General features: G+C 43.6%; 18 protein-coding genes, 1 tRNA gene and 1 pseudogene. 7 read left to right on the plus strand and 13 right to left on the minus strand.

Features of this window, described 5'->3' with window-relative positions; genetic code table 11:
* Positions 1 to 71: 71 nt before the first annotated feature.
* Positions 72 to 1,199: pseudogene (locus IEY42_RS14700) on the plus strand (translocation/assembly module TamB domain-containing protein); the annotation flags it as partial.
* Positions 1,200 to 1,495: 296 nt separating this feature from the next.
* Here the strand turns inward: IEY42_RS14700 and rplY are convergent.
* The 3 genes from rplY to IEY42_RS14715 all read right to left on the minus strand — a co-directional run bounded on the left by rplY (position 1,496) and on the right by IEY42_RS14715 (position 4,160).
* A complete protein-coding gene (gene rplY / locus IEY42_RS14705) occupies positions 1,496 to 1,783 on the minus strand; it encodes a 50S ribosomal protein L25 (protein ID WP_188925949.1) in 288 nt (95 codons plus the stop codon).
* 116 nt (positions 1,784 to 1,899) lie between these two features.
* Positions 1,900 to 2,451 carry a peptidoglycan L,D-endopeptidase MepK gene (gene mepK, locus IEY42_RS14710; RefSeq protein ID WP_188925950.1) on the minus strand — a complete coding sequence of 184 codons (552 nt, stop codon included), beginning with the start codon at positions 2,449 to 2,451 and terminating at the stop codon, positions 1,900 to 1,902.
* Positions 2,452 to 2,738: 287 nt separating this feature from the next.
* Positions 2,739 to 4,160 carry a L,D-transpeptidase family protein gene (locus tag IEY42_RS14715; protein WP_188925951.1) on the minus strand — a complete coding sequence of 474 codons (1,422 nt, stop codon included), beginning with the start codon at positions 4,158 to 4,160 and terminating at the stop codon, positions 2,739 to 2,741.
* A gap of 269 nt (positions 4,161 to 4,429) precedes the next feature.
* Between IEY42_RS14715 and IEY42_RS14720 the strand changes: the two genes are divergently transcribed.
* A complete protein-coding gene (locus IEY42_RS14720) occupies positions 4,430 to 4,705 on the plus strand; it encodes an HU family DNA-binding protein (protein WP_188925952.1) in 276 nt (91 codons plus the stop codon).
* 393 nt (positions 4,706 to 5,098) lie between these two features.
* Here the strand turns inward: IEY42_RS14720 and IEY42_RS14725 are convergent, their stop codons facing one another.
* The 6 genes from IEY42_RS14725 to IEY42_RS14750 all read right to left on the minus strand — a co-directional run bounded on the left by IEY42_RS14725 (position 5,099) and on the right by IEY42_RS14750 (position 12,898).
* On the minus strand, positions 5,099 to 6,460 hold the full coding sequence (locus IEY42_RS14725; protein ID WP_188925953.1) for a DUF4397 domain-containing protein: 1,362 nt from the start codon (positions 6,458 to 6,460) through the stop codon (positions 5,099 to 5,101).
* Positions 6,461 to 6,792: 332 nt separating this feature from the next.
* Positions 6,793 to 6,878 (minus strand) — tRNA-Leu (locus IEY42_RS14730).
* A 247-nt stretch (positions 6,879 to 7,125) separates the two neighbouring features.
* Positions 7,126 to 7,458, minus strand: coding sequence for a hypothetical protein (locus IEY42_RS14735; RefSeq protein ID WP_229780083.1), 333 nt, complete (start codon positions 7,456 to 7,458; stop codon positions 7,126 to 7,128).
* Positions 7,459 to 7,645: 187 nt separating this feature from the next.
* Entirely contained in the window at positions 7,646 to 8,518 is an 873-nt protein-coding gene (rluB, locus tag IEY42_RS14740; protein WP_188925954.1) for a 23S rRNA pseudouridine(2605) synthase RluB, read from the minus strand.
* Between the two features lie 213 nt (positions 8,519 to 8,731).
* Positions 8,732 to 11,815, minus strand: coding sequence for an efflux RND transporter permease subunit (locus IEY42_RS14745; protein WP_188925955.1), 3,084 nt, complete (start codon positions 11,813 to 11,815; stop codon positions 8,732 to 8,734).
* Between the two features lie 3 nt (positions 11,816 to 11,818).
* Positions 11,819 to 12,898 carry an efflux RND transporter periplasmic adaptor subunit gene (locus IEY42_RS14750; protein ID WP_188925956.1) on the minus strand — a complete coding sequence of 360 codons (1,080 nt, stop codon included), beginning with the start codon at positions 12,896 to 12,898 and terminating at the stop codon, positions 11,819 to 11,821.
* 186 nt (positions 12,899 to 13,084) lie between these two features.
* Here IEY42_RS14750 and IEY42_RS14755 point away from each other — a divergent pair, with 186 nt between their 5' ends.
* Positions 13,085 to 14,008 carry a LysR family transcriptional regulator gene (locus tag IEY42_RS14755; RefSeq protein WP_188925957.1) on the plus strand — a complete coding sequence of 308 codons (924 nt, stop codon included), beginning with the start codon at positions 13,085 to 13,087 and terminating at the stop codon, positions 14,006 to 14,008.
* A 22-nt stretch (positions 14,009 to 14,030) separates the two neighbouring features.
* Here the strand turns inward: IEY42_RS14755 and scpB are convergent, their stop codons facing one another.
* Genes scpB through rnm form a run of 4 tightly spaced genes read right to left on the minus strand, consistent with a single transcriptional unit; the run spans position 14,031 to position 17,013 of the window.
* Positions 14,031 to 14,678 carry an SMC-Scp complex subunit ScpB gene (gene scpB, locus IEY42_RS14760; protein ID WP_188925958.1) on the minus strand — a complete coding sequence of 216 codons (648 nt, stop codon included), beginning with the start codon at positions 14,676 to 14,678 and terminating at the stop codon, positions 14,031 to 14,033.
* 35 nt (positions 14,679 to 14,713) lie between these two features.
* On the minus strand, positions 14,714 to 15,502 hold the full coding sequence (locus tag IEY42_RS14765) for a segregation and condensation protein A (RefSeq protein ID WP_188925959.1): 789 nt from the start codon (positions 15,500 to 15,502) through the stop codon (positions 14,714 to 14,716).
* 33 nt (positions 15,503 to 15,535) lie between these two features.
* Positions 15,536 to 16,156, minus strand: coding sequence for an L-threonylcarbamoyladenylate synthase (locus IEY42_RS14770; protein ID WP_188925960.1), 621 nt, complete (start codon positions 16,154 to 16,156; stop codon positions 15,536 to 15,538).
* Complete coding sequence (gene rnm, locus IEY42_RS14775; RefSeq protein WP_188925961.1) at positions 16,153 to 17,013, minus strand: RNase RNM; 861 nt, start codon at positions 17,011 to 17,013, stop codon at positions 16,153 to 16,155. The genes IEY42_RS14770 and rnm overlap by 4 nt, the downstream gene beginning before the upstream one ends.
* 444 nt (positions 17,014 to 17,457) lie before the next feature.
* On the opposite strand from rnm, the gene IEY42_RS14780 reads away from it, so the two are divergent.
* The 4 genes from IEY42_RS14780 to trpCF are packed head-to-tail and all read left to right on the plus strand — an operon-like array spanning position 17,458 to position 22,100.
* A complete protein-coding gene (locus IEY42_RS14780) occupies positions 17,458 to 19,029 on the plus strand; it encodes an anthranilate synthase component 1 (RefSeq protein ID WP_188925986.1) in 1,572 nt (523 codons plus the stop codon).
* A gap of 29 nt (positions 19,030 to 19,058) precedes the next feature.
* Positions 19,059 to 19,661 (plus strand): aminodeoxychorismate/anthranilate synthase component II, encoded by a 603-nt coding sequence (locus IEY42_RS14785; RefSeq protein ID WP_188925987.1) that lies wholly within the window; start codon positions 19,059 to 19,061, stop codon positions 19,659 to 19,661.
* Positions 19,661 to 20,704, plus strand: coding sequence for an anthranilate phosphoribosyltransferase (gene trpD / locus IEY42_RS14790; RefSeq protein ID WP_275974617.1), 1,044 nt, complete (start codon positions 19,661 to 19,663; stop codon positions 20,702 to 20,704). Before IEY42_RS14785 ends, trpD begins: the two co-directional genes overlap by 1 nt.
* Positions 20,697 to 22,100 carry a bifunctional indole-3-glycerol-phosphate synthase TrpC/phosphoribosylanthranilate isomerase TrpF gene (trpCF, locus tag IEY42_RS14795; RefSeq protein WP_188925962.1) on the plus strand — a complete coding sequence of 468 codons (1,404 nt, stop codon included), beginning with the start codon at positions 20,697 to 20,699 and terminating at the stop codon, positions 22,098 to 22,100. The genes trpD and trpCF overlap by 8 nt, the downstream gene beginning before the upstream one ends.
* Positions 22,101 to 22,155: the final 55 nt, after the last annotated feature.

A 22,155-nucleotide genomic window follows, 5' to 3' on the forward strand; every position in this document is an offset into this window, starting at 1 on the left:
TATCTTTTCTGTAAGTTATTGAAAGCTGGAAGTTGCCTATGTCAGACTTTGCTTCCAACGACATCAGTGATGGTGCGTTTGCCCTCTCCTCTAACCCTACATTGATTGACAAGCTGTATTTGTCTTTAGCGCTTGAAGGGCAACAAGGCCAATTGAGTGGCCAATGGCATATGGGCGATGGCGAAGTGAGCACCCAAGGCTCTTTAACGTGGCCACAAGGCCAATTTAGTGGTGACATTAATGTTAAAGGCAGCAATTTAGCGGTTATTCAACCGCCAATGGCAATTTTAAATGTCTCCCCTGACATAAACATGACGTTTGATGAGAAGTTATTTGCCGTTAAAGGCCAGGTAAATGTGCCATCAGGACAGATCAAAATTGTCCCACTAGCAGAAGGTGGTATCGCTGTATCAAATGATGTGGTGTTTAACGACTCAATTTCTGAAATGACGGTAAAAACCATTCCATATGCCATTACAGCAGATGTGAAAGTCAATGTAGGTAAAAACCTCACCATTGATGGTATGGGCCTCAAAGGAAAGCTTTCTGGTAATTTATTATTACAACAACAAGCCTTTAAACCGCCAATGTTATTTGGCGATATTAAGGTCACTAATGGCAGTTACAAATTTATGGGGCAAACACTCACTATCGATACAGGTGAGGTTCAGTTTGTCGGCCCAACATCAGTGCCTAATTTGAATATTGAAGCCACCCGCGACATTAAAGATGAAGATATCACCGCTGGCGTAAGAGTCACAGGCACCCCAATGCGTCCGGTAGTGACATTGTTTTCGAGCCCTGCAAAAGAACAAGCTGAAGTGTTGTCATATATTTTGACCGGTAAGGGTTTCACCTCTACCTCAAATGAACAAAGTAACTCATTGATGATGGGAGCAGCACTCAGTTTAGGAGCCCAATTTGATGGTGGCGCCATGAACAGCATCGGCAGCACGGCTACAGGATTAATTGAGAAATTTGGTTTCTCTAACGTTCAATTAGATACCAATGATGATGGCAAAGTCGCTGTAAGTGGCTATATCGGTGAAGATTTAATGATTAAATACGGTGTCGGGGTATTTAACCCTGGGTATGAAATGACCGTACGCTATTATTTATTATCACAACTGTATCTTGAGAGTGTATCCAGTACCTTGAGCCAATCGTTAGACATCTACTATAGCTTCGAAATCGATTAGCCTCTGTCCCAAAATATTTTTATTGGGGATCTAGGTTCTAAGCCCCGTCCCCAAATGTTTTTATTGGGGATCCAGGTGCTGCGTTAGGTTCTAGGTTCTAGGTTCTAGGCTCTAGGCTCTAGGTTCTAGGTTCTAGGTTCTAGGTTCTAGGTTCTAGGTTCTAGGTTCTAGGTTCTAGGTTCTAGGTTCTAGGTTCTAGGTTCTAGGTTCTAGGTTCTAGGTTCTAGGTTCTAGGTTCTAGCATAAAATTAACACACAAAAAAAGCGCCCAAGGGCGCTTTTTTTCAAATTAGCAATTAAGCGAATTTGAAGTCAAAGTGTTCAATCATTGGCTTGAACGCGTGACGTTGTACAGCTTGTACACGTACTTTGATTTCTTTACCATCTAAAACGATAGTCAAATCAGAAGTGTAGAAATCATCATTTAATTGAAGGTTGATGATATCTTTGTGTGCCATCTGGATTGATACAGGCTCTTGACCAGCACCATAGATAACTGCAGGAACTTGACCAGCATGACGTAGGCGGCGGCTCGAACCTTTCCCGATTTCAGTGCGGGTTTGTGCGTTGAATGTGTAAGACATAAGATTAGTCACTCACTTAATAATAAAAGTATAAAGGCGTCATCATTTTCGACCAACGATGACTCAAATAAAGCGCGCGGATATTACCATAACCATTGGCGCCTCACAAGTGAATGTTAACCCCAAAGCCTAACCGGTCCACAATCAACATGGACAAAGCCATCACGAGGATAAAACCCGACACCGCCCAGCTTTAAAGACACCGCCGCGTCGCGAAGATTTTTAGTACTCACACCGGGAATCGCAATATCCATTGCCATGCCTTTCATGTGATAACTATTTTTGGCAACACCTTTGCTTTTCGACGCTAACATCTGGTTGGTTTTAGGTGAACGATAAGCTGAAATAACATGGATTTCATCTTCATTATTTAGGGTAAACTGTAATTTATACAAATACTCAAATAATCGCTTATCTATAGGCGCTGCTACATTTTGGCGATGGTCGCGCAGAACCTGATTAAACTCAGTCAAAATATCTGCTTGATATTGGCCATCAACCCAGAAACTACCGTGGCTGCTTTCGCCTGTATGGCGATTGTAGAAATGAAGGTCTTTAACACCGTGAGTAGAACGGCTTGCTTGCGCGGTATTGGGCAACATAGTTGCCACAGCGGCACCGCTTAAGCCCAATAAAACTTGCCGACGAGTTATGCACTCAATTGTCATTTACACACCACTTTAATTACTAATTTACATTACTTATCGGCTAGTAAAGCACGATTTTCGTCATCACAACGTCAAATTCGCATTGTTGCTTTTTTATCCAGCTGATGAGTAAATTAAACATTAATACCGATAAATGCAAGTCTGGTAATGTAGGGATAGTCGATTGACACAAAAATAGGGGTAATAGTGTGATACCGCTCAAGCGGTTAGCTAAAACAAGATATTCATTAACTTTGTTTCATTTAAACAATTATCGTGTCGTTTTACGGTTTCGGTTAGTGCCATCGTTATTGCACGACACCTTTAGGTTGTTCTTTTTGACTTAACAAGTTCAGAGATTGGGGAGGTATCAATTGATAAATATCATCGCGATACTGAGCAAGGTGTTGTTCATCTACCCAAGCTGGCCAATACACCATGTGTACAGGTAAAGTCGACGACAAAGCAAACCACTGAGTTTGAGTGTAATTAGGCTGCAAGCGTTTCCAGGTGCGCTTATCGATAACCAAACGATTAGCAAACCAATCTGCCAACAACTGTATTTTTTCAATACGCACACATCCAGACGATAAATCACGATCTGATTGAGCAAATAAAGACTTGCTTGGAGTGTCATGTAAATAGATGTTTTGATCATTATTAAAATGAAATTTATATCGACCTAGCGCATTATCACCACCAGGGCGTTGTACAACTCGATAAGGAAAGCGTCCTCTGGCCTCTTGCTGCCATTGCTGCGGTGTAAAATCAACTCGATTACCCTCATAATCAAATACATCAAAATGTTTTTCAGTAAAGTAATGCCCGTTTTGTCTCACATGCGGCAGAATATCTTGGGTCAACAATTGCCTTGGCACTGTCCAAGTCGGGTTAATAATGATGTTCGATATTTGTCCTGTCATCTGCGGGGTTTGTCGATAAGGCTTTCCGACAATCACTTTCGATGACAACACCACCTGATCTTTGTCGACTAACGCCATTTGAAATGCGGGGATATTAACCAACAAATAAGGCTGCGGTAACTGACTCAGGTAGGTGGTTTTTTCCACAAAACTTTTGGCTAATATTGTTGCCCGTTGTTGAGGGGTTTGGTTTAACCAAAATAAGGTTCTTGGGCCAATAACAGCATCGGCCTTTAAACCATGACGAGACTGAAAACGCTGTACACTCTTAGCTAAAGTGGGCAAATACACTACTTCATCAACAAGGTATTCATTGGCGTCACCGAGTAACCACAGGCGCTGGCTAATTTGCTTGATACTAGGATGGCCATCACCGGGTCTCAGTAAACCACCGGGCTCAATTGCTTGCCATTCTTGTGTTTCAGCTAACCACATTAATTTGCGCAGATAATTGATAACCCCAAGGTAATCGTCTACGGCAGGCTCTAGAGCTATATTTTTATCAATTACAGATGCATGGCTGTCTAACGCATCAAATGGCAATAGCACTTGTTTTTTATGCCAAAAATCAGCCACACTTTGTTGAATATTATCAATGTATTCTAATTGCTGAGCAGCAGAGCCTGTTTGTAAAATGGCGAGAAATTTTTCACGCTCAGCCGTGGGCTCAGCTAAATATTGCAGTAATAGATGTTGGGTTAAGTTATTGTATTGTTCAGAGGCTTGAGCCAATGAAGATGGTAGTAAACACATCAGCCATAAACTGATGATACTCACAACGACTGACCGCTTCGATTTGTTAAGCATGCACTTCCCCATCCGCCATTACACCTCCATATTGTCACGTTTCACATCATGGTGAAATCGCTAAATTGAGTATGGCAAAAAATATCACCTTTGAATGACAGATACATTTAGGCTACAAAACTTCATACCAAAGCGTTACCTAAGAGTGTATTAATCAAGCAAACACATAAAAAATAACCAGTTAACATTAAATAATGGATAGACAACTAGGAACAGTGAATATGAATTGATATAAGGTGCGCTAGCAGTCTTTTCGTAAAGAGGAACCTATGAATAAAAAGCAACTTATCCAATCGATGGCAAGCCAACTGGATATCCCTCAAACTCAAGCTAAATCACAGCTTGAGCAAATTTTACACGTCATTCATCAAGGTTTATCGGAAGGCGAGAAAATTTATATCCCACAATTTGGTACATTTGAATTACGCTTCTATTTACCTAAAACAGGCCGAAATCCACAAACGGGTGAAGCGATGGAAATAGCAGGATTTAATCAGCCAAGCTTTAAAGCCTCTCCAAGCTTAAAGCAATCGCTTAATAACTGATACCAATTCCACTAATTATATGGTCATTCAGCAGGAGTTCTGTATCTTCTAGGCAAGTAATAGGATTGTAGGCATAGTTGCTCTCGGCAACTGCTCCTGCGTTGCTCTACCTCCTGCACCCATGCAGTCGTTCGTCAAAATGCTATTAAGCAGTATAGAAGACACAGAAACCCGCCTTGCAGGAGACGCTCAGACTGTCCATTTCTTTGTTGCATTGTCTTAGAAGGGAATAACCATTATTTCAACAATGCGCCTCAAACTGGACAGTCTGAGTGACTCTGATTGGTCACATAATTAATGGAAATGGTATGAGAAAGTATAACCAACAAAAACGGCTTAGCATTAAATGCTAAGCCGTTTTGTCATCAACAAACTTAAAAGCTTGAATCAGCACTACATAGCGGTAAAGTCATCCAGTAAAATCACGCCAAATGGTGCTCCACCCGCTTCATTGTCGACAGCAGCAACTCCATAAATGCCATTAGCGTTTAACGTGACTTCTAATGGTCCGATTGCCACTGTTTTAGTGCCCGCAACCGTTACACTAATGTTGTAGGTACCTGGTGTAACACTTAAGCTGCCCGAAGCCGCTTTAAACGCTACATTTGCAAGAGCAGGAGTCGCGTCAGAAATATCTGCCGTTTCTGTAAGGTATACATCAACCTCAGGTGCTGAGTACGCACTATGAACGACAGATAACTTAGCTTCAGTCGCTACCCGACGAGTTTGCTCCTCTAATACTAAAGGTTCAATGGCATCATCAGTTAGTGAACCAACGGCAAAGGCGCTGTAACTCTTACCTAACATCAACAACACTGGTGCCGCATCTATCACCACCACACTGTTATCGGCATCAGCAGCAACCGTGACGGTGTGATCGGCCTCTGGTATATTTAAGTATGCTGTTGAATTAGCAAACGACAACATATCTACCGCTGGATCGGTGGCATCATCGAGAAACACATCTACCGCTGGCGTGTCTGCAACAGCATGCACCACTCTAATATCGCTACCACTATTATTGTCATTCACAATCACTTCAGCATCGGGCAATGCCACATGCAGAGCAACAGGTGATTCCCCAGACCAGGTATTTGGAATAGCACTAATAAAGTAGTCGGTCATATCGGCTAACGTTAGCGTGCCAGAATCGTATACCACCTCTTTCATTCCAGAGGCCGTGATACGAACTTGATAATCACCACTTGGCACTTCTAACTGTGTACTCACATCCATATAATTGGCTGAAAGCGTTGGCGAGGCCGCTGAAATATCATCGCCAGGCGCAGTAACATACACATCAACTAGCTCTACGGATGGTGTCGCATGTAAAACCTGTACTCTGGCATAACCCGCTGCAATCTCAGCCACAGGATTAGTCACAAGCTTTAATGTTAACGATTCATCAGCGACTTTACCCAGCGCAATAGCAGTATATTCCATATCCGCTTCAGCCATCAAGGTAGTGTTCAGTACCGTCGTCGTTGTACCATCAGCAAGAATGGCATCCACATCGATGTCGTAGGAGGCTGATGTCACCTCAAGTAAACCACTGGACATCGCATAATCAACACCAGTCAGTAACTCGGTACCATCGACCGACACATTTACCATTGGTGCATCACTGCCAGCGTGGATCACTCTGACCTGAGCGTTTTGTGCAACCGATTCTGTCACCGCTTTATCATCATCGTCAGAACAAGCTGTTAAACCTACAAGCGACATACAAACTGCAATTGGGTAAATCCGTTTCATGTTAGTAACTCCTCATATAATGTTATGACGAATTTCTATACGGTGGTATTTTTTTATCGGTTCAAATTATCGACAACTTTTTTACATTAATTTTAACGATTAAAAAACACACTCATGTTGCGGTTCTTTTATACGACTCTCTATTGCTAGCCGCTCGTATATCAATAAATGGTACCCGAGACCAGACGACTCTCGATATCCAAGAATGGCACACCTGATGTTCAACCAGAGCGCGAGGGATTTTGCTTTTAGCTTAAAACCCAAATTTCAGACGTAAAAAAGCCCCAACTTATGTTGAGGCTCTTTTACACCATACTTACGTATGTAAATAATGGTACCCGAGGCCAGACTTGAACTGGCACGCTTATTCAGCGAGGGATTTTAAATCCCTTGTGTCTACCGATTCCACCACTCGGGCAAAACTTGTTGTGTTCTGATATCAAATATCAAGGCACTAAATTTTGATTTTTATCAAGTTAATCTAGGTCGTATCTAGCGTCCCGCTTAACTTGGTGCATACTTTACTGATTTTTTTACGCTAGGCAACAAAAATATTATTTTGCTTGAACTGAACGCTTTAAAATTCGACAAATCGATTTAAATTACAGCGAACTGAGTAAGTTAACGCCAGCAGTTCTCTATATTGCCCAACATAAGCAGCGTAATTAATTCGCTCTAACAGGTGTTAGCCCTTTACTGCGATTAGTCACAGCATCTTCAATGTCAAAACCCGCTTGCGACCAAACTTGCGCCTCTTCTACGTTAAAAGACTCTTTAGCCCAAATTGTCGCAGTGTCTAAACTAAAATTAGCTTGCACCCAACCATCAGCTTCAGTTGCACCAAAACCACGGACACGCCAATTTTGAGCTTGAGCCGCATCAAAGCCAATCGATTTCCATTGGCTAATTTCACGCTCTGACATGCCTTCCCAGCTTGGTGCTGAAGCACAGCCAACAACCAATGACACCAATAGACCAGCAAACAGTTTCTTCATCATTTTCAATCACTCACAATAATACCGAAGTCTTGCAAAGCGCTTGTAAGGTATAGCGTTTATTAATGTTGCGGATAATATCTGAAATTGGACTTTATACAAGCAGGATGACTTAGATTTAATCTATAAACTAACACAATAAAAAAAGGCCGCTTTAGCGACCTTTAAAGATAAAACCTTCACCAAATAATTAGTCACGTTGACGAGTTGGTTTTCCGTGGTTTGAACCCACTTTATGTTTACGTACCGCACGGCGAATTTTAGCACTCTTCACTTTAGAGCGCGCAACACTGTGTTTGTCTGTACCCAGCATAGAACGAGTTTCAGGTTCTAGACCGGCAAGTTGACGTAAATAGTTAACCTGGTCAATCGGTAGCTCAATCCAGCCTCCACGAGGCAGTGTTTTAGGTAATTCAACTTGCCCGTAACGCACACGGATCAAACGGCTTACCTGCACTTCTTGTGATTCCCATAAACGACGTACTTCACGGTTACGTCCTTCACGTAGGGTCACATGCCACCATTGGTTAATCCCTTCACCACCAGCAGCTTTTATGCTGTCAAATTGTGCTGGGCCGTCTTCTAAAGTCACACCAGTACGTAAACGTTGTACCGCGACTTCTGGTACTTCGCCAAAAGTACGTACTGCATATTCACGCTCAACTTCGTTTGATGGATGCATCAAACGGTTAGCGAGTTCACCATCACAGGTAAACAAGAGTAATCCAGAAGTATTAATATCTAAACGGCCAACAGCTACCCAGCGAGCATCACGCACTTTAGGTAAACGTTCAAACACGGTCGTACGACCTTCAGGATCTTTGCGCGAGCAAATTTCACCTTCAGGTTTATGGTAAGCAAGCACACGACAAACAATGTCATCTGCTGATTTTAATGAAACGGCACGGCCATCGATACGTATTTTGGCATCAGCCTCAACACGATCGCCTAAACCAGCAATTTCACCGTCAACACTAACTCGGCCTGCAGCAATCCATGCCTCCATCTCACGACGGGAGCCATGGCCTGCACGGGCCAAGACTTTCTGCAATTTTTCACTCATTAGCGGGGACTCTTTAAAGAAATTCTATAGAAAGCAGAAGGTTAATTACATTTTGCTTTATTGTCTTTTTAGGATTGTACACGCTTATAGCGCATACAATTAGAAAAGTGCGCTGATTATACGCTGAATGTGACAAACGAGCAAAAAATAACAAAAGAAACCGCCGACCCAACTATATGGGTCGGCGGTCATTAAGCTTAGATCACCCAGTATTTAAGCGTGAGTGATGTCTTGTTTATCAAAACGAATGTTAAACAATAAACTGTACATCACTGGCAATACCACTAGGGTTAACAATGACGCAAACCCAAGACCAAAGATGATTGTAATCGCCATCGAACCAAAGAAAGCATCGCTGATAAGTGGGATCATCCCAAGCATGGTCGTAATTGCCGCCATCATTACCGGACGAACACGGCTCACACAAGAGTGAACCAATGCATTTGTGGGTGCAGCGCCGTCATGAAGTTCAAGGTTTATCTGTTCAACCAATACAATGCCATTTTTGATCACCATGCCCGATAAGCTCAATAAGCCAAGCAAGGCCATAAAGCTAAATGGTGCGTCAAACAACAATAAGCCTGCAGATACACCAATTACCGCAAGTGGCACAGTGAACCAAATCACTAAAGGTTGTCTTACCGAGTTAAATAATAATACGGTAATCAAAAACATCGCCAAATACCCTAACGGAATTGAGCTAAATACAGCCGTTTGTGCTTCACCTGCTGATTCATACTCACCGCCCCACTCTAGGCGGTAACCCGCAGGTAACTCAATAGCTTCAACTTTCGCTTTCACTTTACGATGCACCGAGTCTGCCGTTTCGTCTGAACCCAATTTAGGATCGCCTAATACGGCTAACATGCGAATTCTGTCGCGGCGCATCACCAGAGGGTTTTCCCATTCAGTGCTAAATTCACTAACAACTTGAGTTGCTGGTACAAAGGTATTGTTCTCGGTACTCCAAATTTGCATTTTCCATAAACTGTCTGCGTGTAAACGCTCTTCTGCAGGTGCACGAGCAATAATGGGTAATAAATGGCTGGTTTCACGGTAGATGCCAATTTGCTTACCGCTAAAGTTAAGTAACAGTGCGTTATCTAAGTCTTGCTTACTTATGCCTGTTTCACGCGCTTGAGCATTGAGTAATTGCGGGCGGATAACGGGCACTTGATTACGCCAGTCATGACGCACACCATCCATTGTGGGTTCAGGATTAAAAATAGCTTTGGCCTTTGTTGCTAAAGCACGAAGCACTTGTGGGTCTTCACCGTAAAAACGCGCCTCAATTTTGGCTGCTGGCGAAGGGCCATTCTCCATCATCTTTAAGCGATATTGTGCTTGAGGGAACTGCTCTGCTAAATAGTGTTCGACTTCGGGCATATACGCTTTAACGGCATCTAAATCTTCCATTTCGATGATCATCTGTGCAAATGCGGCGTAACCTTTTTCAGGCTGATATGGCAATACAAAACGTTGTGCACCTTGGCCAATCACACTCGACAAATGCACCATACCGGTATTGTTTTTCTCGTCTTCTTGCATCAGCTTTTGTTCTATTTGCGATACAAAACGCTCAGTGGCTTTAATGTCTGTGCCTTCTGGCATCCATACATCGACAAAGAAAATAGGCGTATTAGAAGCAGGGAAAAATACATTTTTAATGTAACCAAAACCAAACACCGCCGACACTAACATCGCCAAAACGAACAACAAGGTGACGATGCGATTACGAAGCACGAATGATAATGTGGCGCGATAAGCAACAAATAGCCAGCCTTTGTAAGGATCAACCTCTTCATTTGTTGGCTCAGCATCTTTAAACAACACATTACAAAAGAATGGCGTTAACGTAATAGCCGTAATCCAGCTAATGAATAAAGAAATCATCAATACTTGGAATAACGAACGACAAAACTCACCCGCAGCATTTTGCGACAAACCAATTGGCGCGAAAGCGATAATGGCAATAATGGTTGCACCTAATAACGGCCACTGAGTTTGCGATACAATCAGCTTGGCCGCGGCTAAACGTGTTTTACCACGCTGCAATCCAATTAACACTCCTTCAGTGATCACAATGGCGTTATCCACCAGCATCCCTAGTGCAATAATTAATGCCCCTAGCGAAATAAGCTGTAGCTCAATGCCAAGTACTTTCATCATAATGAAAGTGCCTAAAATGGTCAGTAACAGGATAAGGCCCATTAATAAACCAGAGCGCAGCCCCATAAAGAGCAATAATACTGCAATAACAATCCCAATTGACTCAAGCAAGTTAATTAAGAAGCCTTGAACTGTGCTATCCACTTCATGGCTTTGGTTATAAACAGTATCTAACGCCATACCGATAGGTCGTTGCGACTCTAATTCTTGTATGCGTTGATTAACTCGCTCACCCACATCAACCACGTTGACACCGCCAGAGAATGAAATCCCCAAACTGAGCGCCAATTGGCCACGGTTGTGATAAATCACGCTCGGTGTTTCATCATAATCTTTGGCAATATGGGCAATGTCGCCTAGGTAAATAAGCTCAGTGCTCCCTGGTGAACTCACCACGAGACGAGACAACTCTTTTACAGAGCTAAACTCACCTGTTGGATGTAATCGAATGCGATTGTCACCAATAACGATACTGCCGGCATTAGACACCACGTTTTGATTGTTAACCAAGCTATAAATGTAGCTTTGATCTAATCCTAAAGCAGACAGCTTTTGTTGTGATATTTCAATAACCACTTGTTCAGTAATGTTGCCCACAACTGATACTTTTTTAACCCCTGGAACCAACACAAGTTCACGGCGTAAAAAGTCAGCATAGTTGCTTAATTCACGATTATTAAAATCATCACCGGATAAATTAAGTAAAATACCGTACACATCACCAAAGTCATCAATCACTTGTGGTGTCGCAGTTCCTGGAGGCAATTGGCCTTCAGTATCACTCACTTTACGCCGCAATTCGTCCCACACTTGTGGCAAACGAGTTTTATCGTAACTGTCTTTAATTTCGATTTGAATTTGCGATAAACCAGCACTGTTAATTGAGGTAATGTGTTTTACCCCATCTAACTGCTGTAAAGCATTTTCAAGCGGTAGGGTCACCTCTTCTTCAACTTGCTCAGGTGATGCTCCAGGGTATGCTGTAATAACCAACGCCTGTTTGATGGTAAATTCAGGAAATTCGAGTTGGCCTAAACCAGTAAACGCCACGCTACCGCCAATGAGCAGTAACAGGGTAAACATCCAACTAATGACTTTGTTGTTAATCGAGTACTCAGCAACACTCATCGCTTATACTCCCCGCTGCCAGTGTAATGGCTTGACCTTCATACCTGCGCTCAGTTGAGAGACGCCTGCAGCAACAATAAAATCGCCTTTATTCAAGCCGGTTAATACCTCAACACCGTCATTGCTCACGCGGCCAATAGTGACATCAACAGGGCTAACAACACCGCTTTTAGGGTCAAACTTCCACACTGTCACTTGGCCGTTAGAATCCGCTTTATCTACTGCAGTCATCGGCACTATTGCGGTAAAGACACTGTCATCAACCGACATTTGGCTAATGGTTAATTCTGCACTCATACCAGGCAACAAACGTACATCTTGAGGTTGCGCTAATGAAAATACCACTTCGTACGCCTGAGTACCGGGTGTCACTTGCGTAGAGTATTCTTTAAAACTTGCTTCAAACTCTCTGTCGTTCATCGCACTGAAACGTACTTTGGCTTTTAAGTCGTGATTCACTTTTTGTGCATACTTGGCCACAATCGCTTCTGGTACTTGAATGCTAATATCCAATAAGTGGTTATTTTGTAGCGTCAAAATACCTTGATTAGCTTGTACGATTTGATGATTATCAACCATGCGCTTGGCAATGGTGCCACTAAAAGGCGCTTCAAGGCGGGTGTAACTGAGTTGGTCTTTAGCGGCTTCTAAGGTTGCTTTAGCCGTTTTTAATTGCGCTTTACTGCTGTCAAAGGCCGCTTGAGAAATCAATTTACGGCTAAACATGGCTTGATTACGGGTATATTCAGCTGATAAAAACTCGTAATTGGCTTCGCTGGTCATGAGGCTATTTTTGGCATCGCGATCATCTAGCTTTGCCAGTAAATAACCTTGTTTAACTTGCTCTCCCTCAACAAGATCAAGTTTGACCAATTGTCCTGACACTCTAAACGATAATTCAGCACGGCTATTAGCCGCCACTTTAGCTGGAAATTTATGTATTTGATTAGCCGCCGATTCTGAGACTTCAAATAATTTAACTGGGCGAATAACGTCTTTTTCCACGGTTTTTTCGGCTTGCGAGCAACCAACAAAAAACACAGAAACAAGCAATGTTAACGGTAACATTGAGTGATATTTCATCGAAAAATCCTTGGTGATAATAATGCGACAGACATAAAAATATTGATAATAAGTCCGAAGGAGGTAAACATTGACAGAAGTATGTGCACAATACGCTGAATTAGAGTTGCATTAAACGGGTTTGTTTGGGAATATCAATCCCATTATTTGAGTTTGACTTATCCGTCATCATTTTGAGCATGATTAATGAAAACCGAAGACATAGCCTTATTTCATCGAATTGCCGAAACCGGCAGCATACTTGAAGCATCAAACTTACTTAACTTGCCAAAATCGACCGTTAGCCGGCGGTTAATTTCTTTAGAAGAATCCTTAAATATTAAGCTGTTTCATCGTTTAAGCCGCTCAATTTCGTTGACGTCTGCTGGCAGTCAATTTTATCAAAAAACATTAACAATGCTGGCAGAACTTGAGCAAACTTTAGCAGAAATTACCGACACAAAAGCGGAGTTAACCGCGCATTTACGTATTTTGATATTCCCAGTGCCGCAAATAATGGATGTCATCCGCAAAATATTTGCCTTTATGGATGAAAACCCCAAAGTCTCTATCGAGATAATCACTAGCACAGAACCCTTAGATATGGTGCGTAACAACATTGATATTGCCTTTATGGTCAATGAAACCTTTACCGAGTTTGATATGGTGGCTAAACCTATCCTCAGTGAAGAAATGTGCTTTTTTGCCAGCCCTGAATACCTAAAAAAAGCAGGCACGCCTTTAAAGCTAACAGATATTGAGCAGCATAATTCAATATTATTTCGCTTCCCTAATGGTAAAACATTCAGTGAGGTGCCGTTAGCAAACGATGTCTTACAAGCGGTAAAAGGCAATCTGTGCACCAATAGCATTCATCTGGCTTATGAAGCCACTCGCCTCGGGAGAGGTATTGGTTACTTACCAAAAGGGCTATGCGTCGATGATGTACAACAAGGTAAATTGGTGCGCTTATTTGATGATTTACCCCCTTATATTGGGGTCGTGTTTTTGGTGTACCCATCGCGGCGTTTTTTAAACTTAACAGGCCAACGCTTATTGGATTACATGCAAACCGAGTTTCCACTCCCAAACACATCTGATTCAAACATGGGTGCCAAACCTTGGATTTAACCGTTCAAAAAAAGCGACTGAGTTAGAGGGTATCAGGCAATTCTGGCTGTTGATTGATATTGTTATCGATTTGTTCACTGTCATTATCTGGCAGTGGTTCATCAAGGGCGATACTGGCTTTATCAAATAATGCCTGCAATGACGCAACATCGGTTAGTGCCGGTAAATCTGCCAATTTTTTTAAACTAAAATAATCTAAAAATTGATTAGTAGTAGCATACAAGGCCGGTCGGCCGGGCACTTCTTTATGGCCAACCGCTTTAATCCAATGGCGATCAAGTAAACTTTTAATAATATGGCTACTAATTGCCACACCACGAATTTGCTCAATATCACCACGGGTCACCGGCTGCCTATAGGCAATAACCGCAAGGGTTTCCATGGTGGCACGTGAGTATTTAGGGGCTTTTTCTTGCCATAGCGGCTGTAAAAATGGGCTGAGAATTTCTTGGGTTTGAAAACGATAACCACTGGCAACTTTAACCAGTTGTACGCCACGGTCTTGATAATCTTGTTGCAGTTCATCCAGGGCTTCTTGAATACGCACGCGTGAGACAGCAAAGTCAGCCAATACGGTTTCTTTTAATGCCTTACTAGATAAAGGCTTACCCAACACAAACAAACTGGCTTCAATAAGTTGTTTTAATTGAATGGCATTAATTTGATTCATAACACTCAGGACTCAATAACAATGGTAAACGGCCGTTAAAACGCTTTAACGTAAATAGGTGAAAATGGCTCATTTTGCACAAGCTCAACCAACAACTCTTTCACCAGCTCCATTAACGCTAAAAAGCTGACAACAACGCCAGCACGACCTTCATTGACATCGAATAAACTTTCAAAGCCAATAAATTCTGTGCTCGATAGCTTAGCCAAAATTTGGCTCATACGCTCACGGGTTGATAATTGCTCGCGCTTAACATGATGGTCTTCATTGGCATCAATGCGCTTAAGTACTTCGCCAAAGGCGCGAGCAATATCGGCTAACGACACTTCAGGTGGCACAACGACAGGTTTAATGCCCGGCGCTGCAACCACAGAGGCTTGATACACATCACGCTCTATTCGCGGTAATTCATCTAAATCAGCTGCAGCTTGCTTAATCACTTCATAGGCTTTTAATTGGCGAATAAGCACCACGCGAGGATCTTCTTCCTCGTCATCTTCACTGGCCATTTTAGGCAATAATAATCTGGATTTAATTTCGGCTAAAGTGGCCGCCATAACCAAATAATCTGCGGCTAATTCAATTCGTGCTTCGGTCAATATCTCAATATAAATTAAATACTGCTGGGTAATTTGCTGAATAGGTAAATCAACCACATCCAGCTTTTGCTTGCGAATTAAGTACAGCAGTAAATCCAGAGGCCCCTCGAAGGTTTCTAAAAAGACTTCAAGTGCCTCAGGCGGGATAAACAAATCGAGTGGCATGCTGTCCATCGCTTGACCACGCACCACCGCTAGTGGGAGGCTCTGTTGAATGCCCTGCATGGTTATCCCTTTGGGTTCAAACAAATCGATTGCTTATTCAAATGCACTGGTATCGCCTGCGCCGTAACGCAAAATAACCACTTCATCTTCTGACATATCAATGACGGTGGTTTGCTTCTCGGGTAAATATCCGCCGTGAATAATGCCATCAACTTGGTGTTCTAAAATGTCGCGGATATGCTCAGGGTCAGACTCTGCCGCTTGCTCATTTGGCATGACCAAACTGGTGGTCATCATTGGCTCATCTAAGGCTTCAAGTAAAGCAAGTGCAATTAAGTTGTTCGGCACACGAATACCAATGGTGCGTTTTTTATCGCACTGTAAACGGCGCGGCACTTCTTTGGTCGCTTTAAAAATAAAAGTATAAGGTCCTGGGGTGCAGCTTTTAAGTAAGCGATACGCCTGGTTGTCTACTCGGGCAAAGTTAGCCAGCTCAGATAAGTCACGGCACATTAACGAAAAGTTAGTGTCGTTTTCAATCTGACGAATACGCACCATGCGTGTCATGGCATTTTTGTCGCCAATCATACAACCTAATGCATAACCCGAGTCGGTAGGATATACAATTACCCCACCTTGTTTAAGAATCGCCACAGCCTGGTTAATTAACCGAGCTTGTGGATTTTCATCGTGAATATAGAAAAATTGACTCATGTCCGTTCCATCCAATTTTGAGATTGCCAAACCCACTCAACACCTTGGGGTTGGTATAAGTTTTTGCCTAGTTCAATCCAATTACTAGGAAAATGAAAATCACTGCCCACAGACGCAAGCAGGTTATTGAGTTTACTCAGTGCAATAAGGTTATTACGATCATCCAGCGTTTGCTGGCCCAAAATAACTTCCATTGCATCGCCGCCCGCTTCTGCATATTCACGCACTAAACGCTTAAGCCACTTTGCCGACAATTTATAACCACTTGGGTGTGCAAGCACAGCAACACCACCCGCTTGATGAATATGTTCAATGGCATTGGCCATGTCGCCCCAATTGTTGGGCACATAACCGGTTTTCCCGCGGGCTAAATACTTTTTAAACACACTGGGCATATCTGTCGCATGGCCATTGTCGGCTAACCATCTTGCATAGTGGCCACGACTTAATGCCGCATCGCCAGCAATGGCTTTGGCCCCTTCATACGCCCCTTCAATGCCTGCTTTGGCTAAACGCTCGCCAATTTCTTGAGCGCGCACTTCACGTAATTGACGTTGCTGAGTTAAAAAGTCTAATAAGCCCGAATGAGTAATATCTAGATTAAGGCCCACAATATGAATATCAAAACTGTTCCAGCGCGTCGAGATTTCACAACCATTAATCAGCTTCAATGGTGTTTCATGCGCACGATTTGCAATATGTGCTTCTGCTAAACCACCCACGGTGTCGTGGTCGGTAATCGCAAACATTTCTACGCCTTTTTCTATGGCGCGAGAAATTAATTGAGTAGGTGTAAGTTGACCGTCTGATGCGGTCGTGTGGCTGTGAAGATCGGCCAATAGAGTCTCTGTAATCATCTGTTTATTGTACAAGAATACCAATAAAAATACTGCTGGGATTAGTGAATTAATTATGTCAAATAATAACTATTTTTAGGGTAAAGCTGCGTTTTGCGTTCAATAAATCAACAATAGACATCTCTAGATACATTTTTCAGTGTTTTTGAGTAATATTCAATTGACTTTATAACCCAGCTGGGTTTTCCTATAGGCACGAAATACAGAACTTAATATAGCGATTAACAATGACACACTCATTAGCTTCATTACACATTACTTGGTGGTGGCACTTCCCTAATTAACGGGTGGTGTGAAGCGTTGTGCTCATTTTTAAGAGACAAGATTTTACCAGAAAGCCCGCAGAGATGTGGGCTTTCTTGTTATTTGGCCCATAGGATTACTCGGGTTAAACAGCAGTTAAGGTGACCAGATGATAAACATTAATACACAAGGAGCGGCAGCATAGTGACGACTACAGTGATCACACCAAACCAACTCGCTCAGGTTAGCACGCAAAAACAAGCGCTAACCTACCATACTGATCCGTTAAATCTGTATCAGCATGTCACCCAAAACGCGCCGCACACTATGCTGCTTGAATCCGCTGAGGTCGAAAGTAAAGATCATCTTAAAAGCATCGTGTTAACCCATGCCGCCATGATGATCCGCTGTGACGGTTATCAACTGACGTTTAGCGCACTAACTGAAAACGGCGCCAGCTTACTTGAGCCAATTGCCACATTCTTTAATCACGCCGGATTACAACGTCAGCCAAAACAATTAATCGTCACCTTACAAAAAGCCACCGAGCGACAAGATGAAGATGCGCGCTTAAAATCGACCTCACCGCTTGATGGTTTACGCATGTTTGTGCAGCACATTCACACCAATAATGCGGTTAAATTTGAAGACTTATTTTTAGGTGGCGTACTGGCATACGACTTAATTGACACTGTAGAGCCGCTTCCTGCCGCGCCCAATGCCAATAATGATTGCCCAGATTATTTATTCTACCTCGCAGAAACCTTGATATTAGTTGATCATCAAACTCAGCAAGCAGACATTGTCAGTCATCAATTTAATCAAGACCCAGGCATTAAAGCGCAGCTGCAAACACAAATCGATAGCGTCAGCCAGCAATGTACGACTCTGGGCGATGTCGCTACATTAGCACCGATTGACGCTGAGGCTGAAGTGAACATCAGCGACGAGCAATTCAAAAAAACAGTCGTCGATTTAAAAGAGCACATTGTTGCTGGCGATATTTTCCAGGTCGTGCCGTCTCGTTGTTTCAGCTTGCCTTGCCCTAATACATTAGGAGCATACCGCGCTTTAAGACTTACCAATCCCAGCCCGTACATGTTTTATTTTCGCGGCCCTGATTTCACCTTATTTGGTGCCTCACCAGAAAGCGCCTTGAAATACCACGCGGCTAGCAATCAAGTAGAAGTGTATCCAATTGCCGGCACCCGTAAACGCGGTAAAAACGCCCAAGGCGAAATCGACTTTGATTTAGACAGCCGTATCGAACTTGAGTTACGTTTAGACAAAAAAGAGTTGTCTGAGCATTTAATGCTGGTCGACTTAGCCCGCAACGACATTGCCCGTATTAGCCAAAGCGGCAGTCGTAAAGTGGCCGAATTACTTAAAGTTGACCGTTACTCGCACGTGATGCATTTAGTCAGTCGAGTCACAGGCCAGTTACGCAGTGATTTAGATGCCCTGCACGCTTATCAAGCCTGTATGAACATGGGCACCTTAGTGGGTGCCCCAAAAGTACGCGCATCACAATTGGTGCGCGAAGCTGAACAAGCTCGTCGCGGCAGTTATGGCGGCGCAGTGGGTTACGTTAACGGTTTGGGCGACATGGATACCTGCATTGTTATCCGTTCAGCGTTTGTTAAAAATGACGTCGCTTATATTCAAGCCGGTGCAGGTGTGGTGTTCGACTCAGACCCACAAGCCGAAGCAGATGAAACCCGTCAAAAAGCCCAGGCGGTGATTTCTGCCATTAAAATGGGAGGTGGTCTATGAGCAACTCTCACCCACAAGCGAGCGCTAAAATGAAATTATACCTACTCGATAACTTCGACTCGTTTACCTACAACCTTGTGGATCAATTCCGCAGTTTAGGCTGTGAAGTATTGATTTATCGTAACGATGTGAGCGCCGACTATTTAGCTGAAAAACTGATTAACGAAACTGGCAAAGCGGCCTTAGTGCTATCACCAGGGCCTGGCGCGCCACACGAAGCTGGCTGCATGATGGAGCTTATCGGTAAGGTTGCCGGCAAAGTGCCTATGCTAGGCATTTGTTTAGGTCATCAAGCCATGGCGGAATACTATGGCGGCAAAGTTGAGCGCGCGCCATTTGTCGTACACGGTAAAGCCAGCCCAACATTTCATAATGGCCAGGGTGTATTTGCTAACTTACCATCGCCACTGCCGGTGGCCCGCTATCACAGCTTAGTGGCCACTCGCGTGCCTGATTGCCTAGAGGTTATCGCCACCACCGAGGACATGCCAATGGCAATATTACACCCTCAACATCAAGCCGTTGGATTTCAGTTTCATCCAGAATCGATATTAACTACCCTAGGTAGCCAATTGCTGACGCAAACACTGGCTTATTTAACCCAAGACAATACTGCTATTGGAGGCGCATAATGGCTAACTTACAACCTTTATTCGACCAACTCTACCAGGGGCAACACCTCAACCGTGAGCAAACCGCCGAGCTGTTTAGTACGATTATTGAGGGCGAAATGGAACCGGCCACCATGGCGGGAATGTTAGTAGCTCTTAAAATGCGCGGCGAAACCATTGACGAAATCACTGGTGCTGCAGATGCTTTAAGACACGCCGCTAAGGCGTTCCCTCGCTCTAAAGCATCGATAGAAACTGGGATTGTCGATATTGTCGGCACAGGCGGCGATGGTTATAACACCATTAATATCTCAACCACGGCAGCCTTTGTGGCCGCCGCTGCTGGCGCTAAAGTGGCCAAGCACGGCAACCGCAGTGTGTCGAGTAAATCAGGCTCATCTGACTTATTATCCCATTGTGGTATCGCGCTCACGATGGCACCAGAAGCGGCAAGCCAATGTTTAGATGAGCTAGGGTTATGCTTTTTATTTGCGCCGCATTATCACGGCGGTGTCAGACATGCAGTGCCGGTTAGAGCGGCACTCAAAACCCGTACCATTTTTAATGTACTTGGGCCATTAATTAACCCTGCCAAGCCTGAGTCAATGCTACTTGGGGTTTATTCGCTCGAATTGATTGAGCCGATAGCACAAGTGCTCAATGCCCTTGGGGTAAAACGCGCCATGGTTGTGTACGGTAGCGGCTTAGATGAAGTGGCACTGCACGGCATTACCCATGTCGCAGAACTAAAAGACGGCGTGGTACGTACTTATCAGCTTACCCCTGAAGACCTTGGGGTCACGCGCGCGGATATCACCGCGTTAACCGGCGGCGAGCCTAGTGACAATGCGCTGATCACTCAAGCCATTTTACAAGGACAAGGCCAGAGCGCACATCGTGATGCGGTTGCCATCAATGCCGGGTGCGCCTTATACGTTAGCGGTATTTGCGCCTCTGTTGCGCAAGGTACACAATTAGCGTTAGCCACCTTAGCCACAGGTAAAGCCTACACACTTTTAACCGATTTAGCCGCTGCTAGCCAAGCTGGAGAAAACAATGAGTAACCCAGAAAGTAATGTATTAACGCGCATTGTTGATACTAAAGTTGCCCATATTGCAGCCCTTAAACTGCGCTTTCCTGAAGCCAGTTTGCAGCCTAAGATATCTGATCGCAGTTTATACTCGGCGCTTAAAGCGCCTAATGCACAATTTATTTTAGAATGTAAAAAAGCCAGTCCGTCTAAAGGACTTATCCGCCCAGATTTTAACGTCGAAGCCATTGCCGATATTTACAATCATTATGCTGCGGGTATTTCGGTGTTAACAGACGAAGAATTTTTCCAGGGCGACATGGATTACATTCCTCGGGTACGCGCTCGAGTGACTCAACCTATCATCTGTAAAGATTTCTTTGTCGACCCATATCAAGTGAAGCTCGCGGCCCATCAAGGCGCTGATGCCATCTTATTAATGCTCTCGGTGCTCGATGATGCTCAATATCGCCTGTTGGCCGACGAAGCCGCTAAGTATCAACTCGATACCTTAACGGAAGTCAGTAATGAGCCAGAGCTACAGCGAGCGATTGATCTTAATGCGCCGATTATTGGTATTAACAATCGCAACCTACGTGACTTGAGTACTGATTTAGCCACCACCGAACTTTTGGCGCCGCAAATCCCAGCGGATCGCGTAGTGATTAGCGAGTCAGGCATTTATAACCACCAGCAAACACGTCGTCTTAACCCGTTAGTGGATGGCTACCTTGTTGGCAGTTCAATCATGGCACAAGCCGATATCGACCTTGCCTGCCGTCAGCTTATTTATGGCAACAATAAAGTCTGTGGCTTAACCCGTATTGATGACATTGCTGCAGTCGCTAAAGCGGGTGCCGTTTTTGGTGGATTGATTTTCCACCCTAAATCGCCACGAGCCGTCAGCGCAGAAACAGCCGCCCAACTCATTGCCCAAATGCAGCAACAACACATCGCACTTAATATGGTCGGGGTATTTGTTAACGAACAGGTTGAAACCATTGCAACTTTAGCGCAAACACTCAATCTTTTTGCTGTGCAATTACACGGCAATGAAACCGAACTTGAAATTGATGCCCTGCGCGCATTGTTGACACAAAAGCAGCTCAGTACACAAATTTGGAAAGCCATTGCCATCGACAATCAAACAGGTGCCGTGGCTAACAAACCGAAAGGTGCTGACCGATATTTGTATGACAGCAAATCGGCCGAACAATTTGGCGGTACAGGCCAAACCTTTAATTGGCAAGCTGACATCGACAATAAGGCTGATGCCATGTTGGCTGGCGGTTTAACCCCAGACAATGTTTATCAGGCCAGTCAGCAAGGCTTTTATGGGGTAGATATTAACTCTGGTGTAGAATCAGCGCCTGGTCATAAAGATCATCAAAAACTGATTGCTGCATTTACCCAATTACGCCGTAACTAATTTGTATATTACGACACGATTTTTAGCGATAACACGATTACTCGAAGGGAACATT

The organism is Shewanella algicola (genome assembly GCF_014648035.1).
Classification (GTDB): domain Bacteria; phylum Pseudomonadota; class Gammaproteobacteria; order Enterobacterales; family Shewanellaceae; genus Shewanella; species Shewanella algicola.

Excerpts from the sequence above, each read along its gene's own strand:
- rplY (WP_188925949.1), bottom strand. The coding sequence starts at position 1,783 with ATGTCTTACACATTCAACGCACAAACCCGCACTGAAATCGGGAAAGGT.
- mepK (WP_188925950.1), bottom strand. The coding sequence starts at position 2,451 with ATGACAATTGAGTGCATAACTCGTCGGCAAGTTTTATTGGGCTTAAGC.
- IEY42_RS14715 (WP_188925951.1), bottom strand. The coding sequence starts at position 4,160 with ATGCTTAACAAATCGAAGCGGTCAGTCGTTGTGAGTATCATCAGTTTA.
- IEY42_RS14720 (WP_188925952.1), top strand. The coding sequence starts at position 4,430 with ATGAATAAAAAGCAACTTATCCAATCGATGGCAAGCCAACTGGATATC.
- IEY42_RS14725 (WP_188925953.1), bottom strand. The coding sequence starts at position 6,460 with ATGAAACGGATTTACCCAATTGCAGTTTGTATGTCGCTTGTAGGTTTA.
- IEY42_RS14735 (WP_229780083.1), bottom strand. The coding sequence starts at position 7,458 with ATGATGAAGAAACTGTTTGCTGGTCTATTGGTGTCATTGGTTGTTGGC.
- rluB (WP_188925954.1), bottom strand. The coding sequence starts at position 8,518 with ATGAGTGAAAAATTGCAGAAAGTCTTGGCCCGTGCAGGCCATGGCTCC.
- IEY42_RS14745 (WP_188925955.1), bottom strand. The coding sequence starts at position 11,815 with ATGAGTGTTGCTGAGTACTCGATTAACAACAAAGTCATTAGTTGGATG.
- IEY42_RS14750 (WP_188925956.1), bottom strand. The coding sequence starts at position 12,898 with ATGAAATATCACTCAATGTTACCGTTAACATTGCTTGTTTCTGTGTTT.
- IEY42_RS14755 (WP_188925957.1), top strand. The coding sequence starts at position 13,085 with ATGAAAACCGAAGACATAGCCTTATTTCATCGAATTGCCGAAACCGGC.
- scpB (WP_188925958.1), bottom strand. The coding sequence starts at position 14,678 with ATGAATCAAATTAATGCCATTCAATTAAAACAACTTATTGAAGCCAGT.
- IEY42_RS14765 (WP_188925959.1), bottom strand. The coding sequence starts at position 15,502 with ATGCAGGGCATTCAACAGAGCCTCCCACTAGCGGTGGTGCGTGGTCAA.
- IEY42_RS14770 (WP_188925960.1), bottom strand. The coding sequence starts at position 16,156 with ATGAGTCAATTTTTCTATATTCACGATGAAAATCCACAAGCTCGGTTA.
- rnm (WP_188925961.1), bottom strand. The coding sequence starts at position 17,013 with ATGATTACAGAGACTCTATTGGCCGATCTTCACAGCCACACGACCGCA.
- IEY42_RS14785 (WP_188925987.1), top strand. The coding sequence starts at position 19,059 with ATGAAATTATACCTACTCGATAACTTCGACTCGTTTACCTACAACCTT.
- trpD (WP_275974617.1), top strand. The coding sequence starts at position 19,661 with ATGGCTAACTTACAACCTTTATTCGACCAACTCTACCAGGGGCAACAC.
- trpCF (WP_188925962.1), top strand. The coding sequence starts at position 20,697 with ATGAGTAACCCAGAAAGTAATGTATTAACGCGCATTGTTGATACTAAA.